The organism is Pseudoclavibacter sp. AY1F1, assembly GCF_002931075.1.
Classification (GTDB): Bacteria; Actinomycetota; Actinomycetes; order Actinomycetales; family Microbacteriaceae; genus Pseudoclavibacter.
Map to the genome: position 1 here is coordinate 116902 of NZ_PSTQ01000001.1, position 12815 is coordinate 129716.

Consider the following 12815-nt stretch of genomic DNA (forward strand, 5'->3'; position numbering starts at 1 on the left):
TGGAGCCAGCGCCGTCAGCGCGGGAAGCGAGGGTCGCGGCCGTAGTCGCTGAGACGCAAGTTCAGGGCGGCGTGTGCCTGCGCCGGGGCGTCTTCGCCGATCAGGAGGCGCAGCCTCGCGTCGTTCGGGTCGGCGACGTGACTGATGATCGCGGCCGCCGCATCCTCCGGCGAAGTCCCACCGGGTTCAGGCTCGCCCGCGGGCGCTGACCGATCTGCGGGCGGGTCGGTCTCGGTGGGGGCGGATGAAGGCCACGGGACGACCGGCGTGCCGAAGAGGCTTGTGCGCAGCTCGTCGTAGTAGGTCAGCGGCTCGCTGAATCTCATGCTGCCGCCGGCCCAGTCGGTGCGGAGCTCGCCGGGCTCGACGATCGTGACCCGGATGCCGAAGCCGGCCACCTCCGCGGCCATGGCCTCGCTGAACCCCTCGAGGCCCCATTTGGCTGCATTGTAGAGCCCGAGGGTCGGCATGGTGCCAACTGCGCCGACCGTCGAGATCTGCACGATGTGCCCAGCCCCTTTGGCGCGCATCCCTGGCAGCACGGCCTGGCTGAGCCAGAGCGGGCCGAGCAGGTCGGCATCGATGATGTCTCTCGCCTCTTGCTCGGAGACTTCTTCGGCCGCGCCGATGAGTCCGTAGCCGGCGTTATTCACCAGCACGTCGACCGAGCCGAATCGGGCGCTCGCCTGCTCGACGGCGCGGAAGGCGCCCGATCGGTCGCGCACGTCGAGCGGCAGCACGAGCAGCTGCTTGTGCTCGGGCAGCGAGTGCTCGCCGCGAACGGTCGCGACGACGCTCTGGCCGGCGCCGAGCGCGGCAAGGGTAATGGCGCGTCCGAGTCCGCGGTTCGCGCCCGTGATCAGCCAGGTCTGCGGAGTGCTCATGCGTCAACGCTAGGAGACGATCCTGCCCGGGACGTGTGCTGCCGACGCCCGGGCGCGGGCGGCGGCAGCACCATTCACGTGGTCGGAAGCTCCTAGACGCGCACTCCTGCGGTCTCCTCGATCGCGATCCGCTTCCGGCGCTCGCCCACCTCGATCTCCTCGGCGCGGGTGATGACCTCGTCGGCCTCTTCGCTGCGGACGACGACAACCCCATCGTCGTCGGCGACGATGAGGTCGCCGGCTTCGACTACCACGCCGCTGATCGCGACCGGGATGCCGATGCGCCCCGGACCGAATTTGTAGGGGCCAGCGGGTGTTACGGCGCGGGCGAAGACGGGGAGCCCGATCTCGCCGAGGCCGACGGCGTCGCGGATGGCGCCGTCGATGACGAACCCGGCGACGCCGAGGCGCAGTGCGCGGAGCCCGATGAGGTCGCCGATCAGCGCACGGCTCACGTCGCCACCGCCGTTGACCACCAGCACATCGCCCGGCTGGGCCACGTCCAGGGCTTTGTGGATGATCAGGTTGTCTCCTGGTCTTGTCCACACGGGCAGCGCACGCCCGGCGAGCTGCGCGCCATCCCAGACGGGGCGGATACCGGACGCCGTCCCCAGCCGTTCCTGCGCATCCCCGATGTTGGCGCTGGGGATGTTTCGCGCGCGTTCGATGGTTCCATCGCTCACGCCTGCGATGGCCGTTGCTGCGCTGCTCGCGTGCTCGTGGGGCATTGGCTGTTCTCCTGCTGGCGTGGTGGATGCGGACGGAGCTTGTCGCGCTGGGCTGATTGGGGAGGCGGACGCTGCGTTACTCACCGGCGATCAGCTCCTCGATGATCGGTTTGGTAGTTGCTTCGCGCTCTTCCCACAGGGTGGCGACGTCGGCCGCAGGCATCCAGTTGGGGACTGTGCCCGCATTCTCGAGCGCGGTCACGACGTCAGGGTCCTCGGTGGCGGCCTGGAGCGCTGCCTCGAGCGCGGCGACGGTCGCGGGGGGAGTGCCTGCCGGCACGGAGACGGCGAAGTTGTTCGACATCGGTGCGACCTCGAAGCCCTGCTCGCTGAGGGTCGTGACGTCGGGGAAGAACGGGCTCGGAACGTCGCTCAGCACGGAGAGCACGTTGATCTCGCCCGACTTGGCCTGGCCGATGAAGGACGAGACGCCGCCAAGGGCGAAGTCGACCTCGCCCGAGACGAGGGCAGCGATCTTGTCGGCACCGCTGTTGTAGTGCACGATGTTGAACTCGAGGTCGAGCTCCTTCTCGAGCGTGCGCAGGTTGACGTGGTCGTCGCCTGCCCGCGAGTCTGTGCCGACCGTGATCGTGCCCGGGCTGGACTTCACTGCGTCGAACAGCTCCTGCGTTGTCGCATACGGGCTGTCCTTGTTGACGCCGATGACGATGTCGTTGAGTGCGAACGAGCCGATGGGCGCGAAGCTCTGCCGATCGAAGCCGGCCTTCTTGCTCGGGTCGAGGTAGCGCCCGAAGATCGAGGGGATGTTCGTGAAGCCGAGGCTGAGGCCGTCGGGCTTTGCTGATGCGAGGGCGTTGAGCCCGATGACCTGGTTGCCGCCCTCCTTGTTGACGACCTTGATGTTGACGCCGAGGTCTTCCGCCATCGCGGGGGCCATGATGCGGGCGAGGATGTCGTTGCCCGCTCCGGCTGCCGATGGCACGATCCACTCGATCGTGGAGCCGGCTTTCGGGAAGTCGGCGCCGTCTTCGGCTCCCGCTGCTCCCGGGGTGCAGGCGCTGAGGAGCGAGGCGACGGCTGCGGCGGCGACGACCGCGGTGAGGCGTGCGCCTCGGCGGACTCTGCCTTGTCGCTTCGACGGGACTGGGGTGTGCTCGTTTCGGGGTGTGGTGAACATTGACTGACTCCTTCGTCGGTCCGAGGTGCTATCGGTTGGTGGATGCAGTTGGTTGCGGTTCAGGGGTCTGTGCCTCGAGCTCTTCTGCGAGGCGCTTCGCGGAGGCGCGTTTGACGCGCTTCGCGAGCAGCGAGCTGAGGAGCGGGCGGGCGGCGCCGAACAGGATCGCGATGACGATCACGATCAGGAGGGTCACGCTGATGCCGCTGCTGAGGAACACGGCGTAGTCGCCTCGGGACAGGGCAAGCGACCTTTGGAAGTTCTCCTCGAGCATCGGCCCGAGGATCACGGCGAGCACAAGAGGTGTGAGCGGCACGGAGAACAGGTGGAAGAGGTAGCCGACGACGCCAGCCCCGAGCATCACGAAGATGTCGAACGCGGAGCCGTTGATGCTGTAGGTGCCGAGGAACATGAAGGCGATGATGACCGCCATGAGGTAATGGAACGGGACCTTGAGAACGGCGATCCAGACTCGGGCGAGGGGCACATTGAGGATCAGGAGGATGACGTTGCCGACAAGCAGGCTCGCGATGATCGCCCAAGCCACCTCGGGGTTGTCGCGGAAGAGCAGCGGGCCGGGGATGAGGCCGTTGATGGTGAAGGCGCCCGCCATGATGGCGACCGTCGCGCTGGTGGGAATTCCCAGCGTGAAGAGCGGGATCATCGAGGAGACGGCGAGTGCGTTGTTCGCGGCCTCGGGGCCCGCGACACCCTCGACGGCACCTTTGCCGAACTCTCCGCCGCGGCGGGAGATCCGCTTCTCCAGGGCGTACGAGGCGAGCGAGGTCGCCGCTCCTGGCGAACCGGGGAGGAGTCCCATGACGAAGCCGATGACGGAACCCCGCATGAACGGGCCGGTTGAGCGGCGCAGGTCTGTACCGGTCGGGAGGAGCTTGCCGACTTTGATGGGCTTGCGGATGCCGTCCTTGCCGCCACGAGCTTGCGAGAGCACCTCGCTCATCCCGAAGACGCCCATGACGATCGCGACGAGGCCAAGCCCGTCGAAGAGCTCCGGCATCTCGAACGTGAAGCGTTGCACGCCCTGGCCTTGGTCGATGCCGACGCTCGCGATGGCCAGGCCGACGCCCACGCTGAGGAGGGCCTTTGCGGGGTCGCGGCCGGCGAAGCTCGCGACGAGCGCCATGCCGAGCACGGAGACGAGGAACAGTTCTGGGGCGCCGAACTCGAGTGCGAGTCGGCTGAAGGGGGCCACGAGCACGAACCCGATGACGCCGATAAGGCCGCCGACAAAGGAGGCGAGGGCCGCGATGACGAGGGCAGGTCCGCCTCGCCCTCGCTTCGCCATCTCGTAGCCGTCGAGGGTCGTCGCGATCGAGGAGGCTTCGCCCGGGATGCGGAGAAGCACTGCCGTGATCGTTCCGCCGTAGGCCGCGCCGTAGAGGATCGCAGCGAGCATGATGATCGCAGTGGTCGCATCGAGCCCGAAGGTGACGGGTATGAGGAGCGAGACGGCAGCTGCAGGGCCAAAACCAGGGAGCACGCCGACGAGCATCCCGATGACGCAGCCGAGGAGCGCGAACAACAGGTGCTCAGGTGTGAGGACCGTGATGAGCCCTCCGATGAGGTCTTCGAAGCCCATGTCAGAGTCCAATCCAGCTCAGGGGAGGGATGGTGGCGTGCGGCAGTGCTGTGTTAAGCCAGATCTCGAAGACGAGCCGCGACAGTCCCGTCACGACGACCGCGACGAGGAGCGAGATCCACCAGCGGCGCCCGCCGACGAAGATGAGGATGGCAGTGAGCATGAGCACCATCACCGTCGAGTAGCCGAGGAACGGCAGGAGTGCGGCGCCGAGGGCGACGCTGCCGATGATGACTCCGATCCGGAGCCAGGCGGCCTTGTCTGGCAGCGACTCGTCCTCCATCTCGTCGCTCTCCTCACCTTCGAGGAGCGCTTCGAACGGGGCATCCGTGCCGATCGAGCCCGTGGCGGTGGGGAGCTCTGGGAGGTGGGCGGGAGCTTCGCCCCGCACTCGCTCGGCCGCAAGGCGGAGGCCCCAGAGGAGACCGGCGCCACCGACGAAGACGGCGGCGACGAGCGGCATGAGGCCCGCACCGACGCCCGTGTCCGCGGTGAGGCCGTAGCTGACGGCGGCGCCGCCGAAGGCGATGGCGGCCGCAACGCAGGCACCTGCGATGCCCCATTCGGCCCTGATTCTGTTCGATGACATCGTTGTCCTCCGCCTCTCTGCGGTTCGAATCCTGGTGCGTTCGAGAACGTGAGGCTCCCGACGGTCGACTCCTGCGAGTCAACTTGCAACCTTGCACATGTTTGCAGGATTGTGGGAGAGTGTCAAGCAGGGCAGGAAAGCTGGCACTGTGTTGCACTGAGTACCAGCGCTGCTCGTCAGCAGCATCCACTCAACGAGGAGTCCAGGTGAGTTTCAGATCGGTCATCGCCAGCAGTACCAAGCAGCTGAGCAGCTCGGAGCGCAAGGTCATGGCCGTGCTGCTTTCGGGGGATCGCGTCTCGGAGGCGCCAGCTGCCGAGGTCGCTCAGCGTGCCGGCACTCACGAGTCCACCGTGGTTCGCCTCGCGCAGAAGCTGGGGTACCGCGGGTATCCCGATCTCCGAGCTGACCTCCAGCGCGATGAGGGGCCGGAGAGGGCCGACAACGAGGCGCACATGCGCGCTGACTCCGGACACGATCTGTTCTCCTTCGCGAGCGACGAGGCCGCCGCGCTGGAGCGCCTCGCGAAGTACGTGCCGCAGGAGGTCATGGAGGCCGCCGCCAAGACCATCGACACCTCGAAGACCATCTACGTGTTCTCGGATGCGGACGACGAACGCCCGCTGCGCGACCTCGCGGCCCGCCGAATGCGCCGCCTTGGCTTCACTGTCGTAACCCTCGAGAACAGCGCGAAGGACCTCGCCGAGAACATGGTCGGCTTCGACTCGGACTCGACACTCATCGCCTATGCCCTCCGGGAGGCGTCCGTGCGACTGGCCCCGCTCATGGCGGAGTGCCAGCGCAGAGGGGGCAGGGTCGTGCTCATCAGCGATGTGCCAGGCTTCCACTTCCGCCCCAACCCCGACCACCTCCTCGCGGCTCCCAGAGGAGACGACAGTGGCTACCGCACGCCGCTCGTCCCGATCGCGCTCACCTACTCGCTGCAGCTGGCCGTCTTCCACCTTGATCGACCCCGCTACGGCGCGGTGCGCAGCCAGATCGATGATCTAACGCGTCACTTCGGCGGCGTCGAGGAGTCGCCCCGGCGTTCATGACGAGTCGCCGTCGCCCGGGGCGTCGCAGTGGCGGCCGAGGTGGTGAAGGCGGTCAGCCCTGGCGCCTCGCGCTGAGTATCCAGGCGGCACTCCTGCAGTCCGCGTGGGTAGGGGCGCGCCTCATGATCGGCTACAAGGCCGTCGAGTTGGGGGCGACCGGATTCGCTCTTGGGGCCGTTGCGGCCTCCTTCGCAGCGCCTGCGCTAGTCGCAGCGTTGTCCGTCGGCCGGCTCTCGGACCAGATCGGCGGCGCCAGAGTCGCGCTGCTTGGCGTCGCCGTCTTCGTGACCGGGCCTGTCCTGCTCTGCTGGGCGGGCGAGCTCTGGATCCTTGTCCTCGCTGCGGCGACAACCGGCATCGGAAGCCTCTTTGTCATGATCGGGCAGCAGACGTTCACGGCACACCGCGGTCGCGATGGGTCGAGCGATGGGTCATTTGCGGTCCTGACGACAGCGGCTTCACTGGGGCAGCTCGTGGGGCCACCCGTCGTGACGCTGGCCGCCTCGTTGGGAGCGGCGAGCGCCAGCGCACCGAACACGCTCCTCGGGGCGGTCGCGTGCATTGTCCTCCTGCTGCTTGGGCTATTCGGAACGCCGACTCTCCTGAAGGCTGATCGACAGGCCGCCGCGGCAAGCGCTGAACTCGCGCAAGCCGATGCAGGGGCGGGATCACCCGTTCGGCGCCCGAGGCTGAGGGAGATCGGCCGAGGGAACGGACTCTGGCGTTCGGTCGCGGTGAGCGCGGCCGTGCTCGTGACGGTCGACCTGCTCTACACGTTCGTGCCACTCTGGGCGACTGAGCGGGGTGTCTCGAGTGTTGCGGTCGGGATGCTTCTTGCCATCCGCGCGGTCGTCTCAGTGGTCTCGAGAATCGGCCTGGGTCGCCTCGTGGCGAAGTTCGGCCGGAAGACGCTCCTGCTCGTGGCGATCGGCCTCGGCGTCGCGGCCCTCATCGCGTTGCCATTCGTCGGAGCCCTCGGTGCGATCCCCGTGATGTTCGCCCTGGGCATCGCGCTCGGCTTGCCGCAGCCGCTCACGATGTCCTGGGTTGTCCGCATCACACCAAAGTCCGTGCACGGCCAAGCGCTCGGCCTGCGGATGACCGCCAATCGCCTCGCTCAGATCGTCTTGCCGCTCGCGATCGGAACCGCGGCCGGCCCCCTTGGGATCAGCGTCATCCTCTGGGCGAATGCGGTAGTGCTCGCGACCGCGCTGGTCATCGTGAGCGGTTCCGACATCGACGGCCTCGATCAGGACTGAAACGGTCGCGGACCCTTACTCGCCGACGCTTCCGTCGATGGCCTGCCGGAGCAGGTCGGCGTGCCCGTTGTGGCGCGAGTACTCCTCGACCATGTGGATGAGGATCCAGCGCAGCCGGGGGATCCGGCCGTCGGAGAAGCCGCTGGCAGCGGGGTACTCGAGTCCACCCTGACGGTAGGCCTGCTCTGCCGCGGCCCGCGCCCGCGTCACGGATGCCTCCCACTGAGCCAGGAGCTCGTGCGGGTTTTCTCTGCCTGCCGTGTCCCACTCCCAATCGGGGGTCGCCTTCCAGTCGACGGATGCCCACGGCTCACGCGGTTCCTCACCGAGCAGCACCACCCCGAACCAGTCGTCTTCGACGTACGTGAGGTGCTTGACCAGGCCACCGAGCGTCATGGTGCTCGGCGCAAGTGTCTTCGCCAGGTCTTCTGCGCTGAGTCCAGAGACCTTCCACGCCAGCGTGGCCCTGTGGAAGTCGAGGAAGCCGTTGAGGGTCGACCACTCGTCCTCGCCGAGCGGCGGCTCAGGTCGGTTCTGCTCGTCGAAGATCGTTGTCATCGTCCGAGTCTAGGGATGGGCGGGCGCCGATGGGCGCGGCCGCGCACCGAAGAACTGGTGCCCCTGGAGGGACTCGAACCCCCAACCGTTTGCTTAGGACGCAACTGCTCTTCCATTGAGCTACAGAGGCTGGCGCGTCAATGTTACCGGTGCTCGCGGCCTCGTGTGCACATCGTGCGGGTCTCGGGCCTGCGAGTCGCTCGAAGTTGATCATGATTTCGCAACGAAGCTGTTCGTGGATCGTTCGAAGTGGAAGTGTTGGGTCATGAGCACCTCAGAACAGCGCAGGGCGAGCCTCGCGGGTCCGATCGGTCTCGGCGTCGGGCTCATCATCATGGGCACGGCGTACCTCCTCGACCGTCTCGGTGTCCTCCCCATCGAGTGGGGACTGCTCTGGCCGATCTTCCCGATGATCGTGGGCGTCGTCGCCCTGATCACGAGCATCCGCAACTGGTGGGGCTGGATCCTCATCGCAGTCGGCCTGTTCTTCCTTCTCAACGAGCTCGTGCTCGGTGGACTCGGCAACATCTGGGAGCTGTGGCCGGTCGCCGTCATCGTCGTCGGCATCGTGTTCATCGTGAACGCTCTCCGGGGACGCAACAAGACCGAAGCCGTGAGCGACGACGGGGGCGCGATTCCGCCGACGTCGCATGGGATCGATCCGGCGTCTGGCCGCGAAAACTAGGCCAAGCTGACCGCAATCCACGCGCGCCTCCACGCGCAGGTGCGCCCGGACACTTACAGTGTCACGCGTGTGGGGTCTGTTTCGTAAACGAGGTTCAGAGCCGGGCGACGCGAAGAGCGACGATCACGGCTCCGGCAAGGGTGCGCCCACAAACAGTGAGACGGAGCCGATACCTGATCTGAGTCCGGTGCGTGAGCGCCTCGAGCGCGAGCGTGCTGAACGCGCCGAGAACGACCGCGACGACCATGACGGTGACGAGGGTCTCGATCTCGGCCGCGATCACGAGAACGGGGTCCGTGCTCGCAATGCGGACGGCCCGAGCCTCACCCGCGGCAGGTCGTGGGTGGCGGATGCGGTTGCGCACGAACGCAAGACCCACCCCGTTCCCTCAGCAGACGAAGAAGCTCTCACCGCCCTCGATCTCGAGCGGGCCGAAGAGGCGAGAGCGCTCGAGGCCGCCGTTGACGCGGCCCAGGACTCCTGGTTGCACGAGCTCGCCCAGCTCGGCGGCCCATCCCCACTCCTCGATTTCGCCGACGAGCCCGGCACCTACGTTGAGCTCACGAGCGCGCACCCCGGCGGCATCGCGCCCTTCGCGGCCGGCAAGACCGTGCTCCTGTCCGCGCTCGTGCGCGAGAACTCCTCCTTCCGCGGGGCGCGCGACGCCGCCGACCTCATCGCGCAGAAGGGTACCGAGCTGCTCGCCGGCCGTGGCATGAGCACGATCCAGCTCGCCACGGGCTTCGCCGAGTGGACGCAAGACGGCACGCACTTCCGCGCGCCCATCCTGACGCGCACGGTCGACCTGCGCCGCGCCGGTCGTGACTACGAGTTCACGCTCAAGGGCCCGAGTCGAGTCAACGCCTCACTCGTGCGACACCTCGCACAGCACTTCGGTGTGCGCCTACCCGTCGCTGAGCTCCTCGGCCTTGCCAAGTCGAACGACGCCTTCCTGCCACAGCAGGTCTTCGACCGCACGCGTGCGCTCGGCGCGTCCATCCCGCAGTTCACGGTCTCGGCCCGCGCCGTCATCTCGAGCTTCGGGGAAGTGGCGAGCGCGATGCTCCGCGACACCAACGAGCTCACGCATCCGGTGCTTCGCGCCCTCGCGGGCGACGAGGACGCACGCCAGCAGGTCTCGGCTCCCCAGCCGGCCGAGCAGCGTCCCAGCCCAGACCGGCGCGACCCCGTCGGGGATCGTTTCCTCCTGGACGCTGACACCGAGCAGGAGCGCGTCGTCGACGCCATCGCGGCCGGGAACTCCGCGGTCATCAACACGATGCCGGGCACGGGCCTCACGCAGACCGTCATCAACGCGCTCGGCCTGCTCGTCGCCGACGGCAAGCGCGTGCTCGTCGTCACGCCCCGCTCGGCGAGCATCCGGGCCATCCGCGCTCGACTCAAGAGCGTCGGGCTCGAAGGGCTCGCGGTCACGCCCCGCACGCTCCGCCGCGACGCCATCGCCTCCATCTCGCGCAACGAGAAAGCCCGCAAGCCCGCAATGCACGAGCTCGACGACGCGCTCGTCAGGCTCCGCCACGTCCTTGCCGACTACCGGGACGCGCTTGTGCATCCCGACCCCGCGCTGGGCGTCTCCGCGCTCGACGCACTCGAGGAGCTCTCGCGTCTCGAACTGCGCGACCAGCCGCCCATCACCACCGCTCGACTCGACCGCGACGCCATCGAGGCCATCGCGACGGGTCGCGACGCCATCGCCCGCCAGCTCCGCGCTGCCGGTGAACTCGGGCAGTTCAAGTACGGCCCCGACGACTCGCCCTGGTATGGCGTCTCGTTCGAGTCGACGGATGAGGCGAATCGCGCGCAGGAGGCGGCGGTCGAGCTCGACGCCGGCACGCTCGTCGAGGTCATCGACCGCGCGCAGGAACTCGTCGGCCGCACTCGGATGCGCCCCGCAGAAACCTATGGCGAGCTCGGCATCTACCTCCGCCTCCTGCTCGACCTGCGGGAGACGCTCGACCGTTTCCGCCCGGCGGTCTTCGACCACTCGCTGACGGACGTCATCCACGCTACGAACCCGAAGCGCGAGAGCAGCGACCTGACGTCGGCCCGCCGGCGCCAGCTGCGTCAGCTCGCGAAGGACTATGTGCGGCCCGGCGTCGTCGTCGAGGACCTCCACGAGTCGCTCAAGCTCGCGCAGCGCCAGCGCATCCTGTGGCACCGCTACGTCACGGACGGCTCGACGCCGACGGTACCCACGGGCATCTCGGATGTCCGCAAGTTCCACCGCGAGGTCGCGGAGAAGCTGCGCCTCCTCGACGAGCCGCTTGTCGACGCCGGCGCCATCTCCCTCAGCGAGCTGCCGTTGGCCGAGCTGCCCGCCCGGATCACAGAGCTCGCGGCTGACAGCGAGGTGCTGCACAACCTCGTCGAGCGCCTGACCATCATCGAGCGCCTCGAGAACCTCGGCCTCACGCCGCTCCTCGAGGACCTCTCCGAGCGCCACGTCGAAGCGGACGCTCTCGGCGATGAGCTCGAGCTCGCCTGGTGGCAGTCGGTGCTCGAGGATCTCCTCGACCGCGACAAGGCGCTGCTCAACGCGAACACGCGCGTCGTGACGCGCCTCGAGAGCGACTTCCGGGTCGTCGACCAGGCCCACACCGATCACTCCGCGGCACAGCTCGCTTGGCAGCTCGCCGAGGCGTGGAAGGTCGCGATCGTCGATTACAGCGAGCAGGCGGACGCCCTCCGCCAGCTCCTGCGCAGGCCAGGGGTGCCCTCCACGAAGCTGGCCCTCGAGGCCGGGGACGTGTCGAAGAGCATCGCCCAGCTGTGGCTGACCACCCCGTACGACGTGCCGCTCGTGAGCGAGCGCATCCACTTCGACACGGTAGTGCTCGTGGATGCGGGCACCATGTCGATCGCGGAGAGCATCGGCGCGATCCGCCGCGGCGACCAAGTCGTCGCGTTCGGCGACCCCGTCACGCAGTACCCCACGCCGTTCACCGTCGCCGTGACGCGGCCAGCAGCCGACAGCACGGACGCGTGGGGCTTGCGGCACTCCGACGAGGTCGGCGAGTCGGTGTACTCGCGCCTCGCCGAGTTCCTGCCGGAGCACGCGCTCACGCGCAGCTACCGGGCGGGAGGCGAGGACCTCGCGGAACTCGTCAACCGGCGCTTCTACAAGGGGCGCATCCGCTCGATGCCGTGGGCCGGCACGCTGCTCGGTCACTCCAGCCTCAGCTTCTCCTTCGTGGAGAACGGCACGGGGCTGCCTGACCCGATCACGGGCGGCGTCGAATCCACCGACGCCGAGGTGAGCCGCGTTGTCGAGCTCGTCGTCGACCACGCCGTGCACCGGCCGCGTGAATCGCTCATGGTCGTCACTGCGTCTGCACTGCACGCCCGGCGAGTCGAGCAGGCCGTCTACTCCGCCGCGTCACGCCGAAGCGACATCGCCGACTTCTTCACGGCGGCTCGCGGCGAGCCTTTCACGGTCACGACGATCGAGCTGGCCACGGCGCAGTCCCGCGACCGCGTCATCTTCTCGATCGGGTTCGGGCGAACGCCCCACGGCCGCGTCCTCGCGAACTTCGGTGTGCTCGGCACCGAGCTCGGCGAGCGCGCGCTTGCCGTCGCCATGACCCGTGCGCGACGCTCGCTCGTGATCGTCTCCTGCATCCGTCCGGGCGAACTCGACCCTTCGCGCATGTCGCGCGGTGTCCTCGGCCTGGCGCAGATCCTCGGCGAGGCCGAGTCGAACGAGCCGGTCTCAGCCGAGCCAGCTGCCGCTGAGCCCGCTGCCGCTGAGATCGACGCCGAGGGTGTCGACGAAGGCGAAAGCACCGACAGCGAGGAACGAGAGGTCGCGGCACCGCCCATGCTGCTCGACCTCGCGAACCGACTCGAGTCGTTCGGAATGACGGTCGAGTTGTTTCATCGCGGACGCATCCCGCTCGCCGCGGCCTACCGCGGCCGCGCGATCGCGATCGACACGGATGGGCTCGACTTGCGCATCGCGGGTTCTGCGGATGCGACGCTGCGCGAGACGCTGCGCCTGCGTCCTGAACTGCTCAAGCGCCTCGGCTGGTACTACCTGCGCGTCCACTCCTTCGAGCTGTTCGCGCACCCCGAGGCCGTTGCTCGCCGAATCGGTAAGGCACTCAAGGTGCCGCTGCCTGCGGAGACCGCTGAGATCACGGCGGGTTCCATGCAGGGTGAGCTTGGCGAACTCACCTCTGGCAGCCGGACGACCACGGCGGCTGCCGCGGCCGGCGCGAGCCTCGCCTCGGTGACTCTGCCGGACGGGAACCAGCAGATCGCTATCGCTCGACCGGGCGAGCCCGGCGGTGCAAGCTGAG

Annotated in this window: 10 protein-coding genes and 1 tRNA gene; 4 read left to right on the forward strand and 7 right to left on the reverse strand. The window is 68.1% G+C overall.

Translation table 11 applies throughout. The features are described from left to right. Window positions 1-14: 14 nt before the first annotated feature. The 5 genes from C5B85_RS00570 to C5B85_RS00590 all read right to left on the reverse strand — a co-directional run bounded on the left by C5B85_RS00570 (window position 15) and on the right by C5B85_RS00590 (window position 4939). On the reverse strand, window positions 15-884 hold the full coding sequence (locus C5B85_RS00570; protein ID WP_104284135.1) for an SDR family NAD(P)-dependent oxidoreductase: 870 nt from the start codon (window positions 882-884) through the stop codon (window positions 15-17). Between the two features lie 92 nt (window positions 885-976). After that, on the reverse strand, window positions 977-1612 hold the full coding sequence (locus C5B85_RS00575) for a methyltransferase (protein ID WP_104284136.1): 636 nt from the start codon (window positions 1610-1612) through the stop codon (window positions 977-979). Window positions 1613-1688: 76 nt separating this feature from the next. Beyond that, a complete protein-coding gene (locus C5B85_RS00580) occupies window positions 1689-2750 on the reverse strand; it encodes a tripartite tricarboxylate transporter substrate binding protein (RefSeq protein WP_104284137.1) in 1062 nt (353 codons plus the stop codon). 28 nt (window positions 2751-2778) lie between these two features. Further along, a complete protein-coding gene (locus C5B85_RS00585; protein ID WP_104284138.1) occupies window positions 2779-4350 on the reverse strand; it encodes a tripartite tricarboxylate transporter permease in 1572 nt (523 codons plus the stop codon). Between the two features lies 1 nt (window position 4351). Further along, window positions 4352-4939: a tripartite tricarboxylate transporter TctB family protein gene (locus tag C5B85_RS00590; RefSeq protein WP_104284139.1), complete on the reverse strand. Its 588-nt coding sequence runs from the start codon at window positions 4937-4939 to the stop codon at window positions 4352-4354. Between the two features lie 206 nt (window positions 4940-5145). Here C5B85_RS00590 and C5B85_RS00595 point away from each other — a divergent pair, with 206 nt between their 5' ends. Both C5B85_RS00595 and C5B85_RS00600 read left to right on the forward strand, forming a co-directional pair. Further along, entirely contained in the window at window positions 5146-5994 is an 849-nt protein-coding gene (locus tag C5B85_RS00595) for a MurR/RpiR family transcriptional regulator (protein ID WP_181064210.1), read from the forward strand. Continuing rightward, entirely contained in the window at window positions 5991-7253 is a 1263-nt protein-coding gene (locus C5B85_RS00600; protein WP_104284140.1) for an MFS transporter, read from the forward strand. Before C5B85_RS00595 ends, C5B85_RS00600 begins: the two co-directional genes overlap by 4 nt. A gap of 15 nt (window positions 7254-7268) precedes the next feature. On the opposite strand, the gene C5B85_RS00605 is transcribed toward C5B85_RS00600, so the two are convergent. After that, window positions 7269-7811: a DinB family protein gene (locus tag C5B85_RS00605; RefSeq protein ID WP_104284141.1), complete on the reverse strand. Its 543-nt coding sequence runs from the start codon at window positions 7809-7811 to the stop codon at window positions 7269-7271. Window positions 7812-7866: 55 nt separating this feature from the next. Then, window positions 7867-7941: transfer RNA gene (locus C5B85_RS00610), tRNA-Arg, on the reverse strand. A 135-nt stretch (window positions 7942-8076) separates the two neighbouring features. On the opposite strand from C5B85_RS00610, the gene C5B85_RS00615 reads away from it, so the two are divergent. Further along, complete coding sequence (locus tag C5B85_RS00615) at window positions 8077-8496, forward strand: LiaI-LiaF-like domain-containing protein (RefSeq protein ID WP_104284142.1); 420 nt, start codon at window positions 8077-8079, stop codon at window positions 8494-8496. Between the two features lie 187 nt (window positions 8497-8683). After that, window positions 8684-12814: an AAA family ATPase gene (locus C5B85_RS00625; RefSeq protein WP_146077787.1), complete on the forward strand. Its 4131-nt coding sequence runs from the start codon at window positions 8684-8686 to the stop codon at window positions 12812-12814. Window position 12815: the final 1 nt, after the last annotated feature.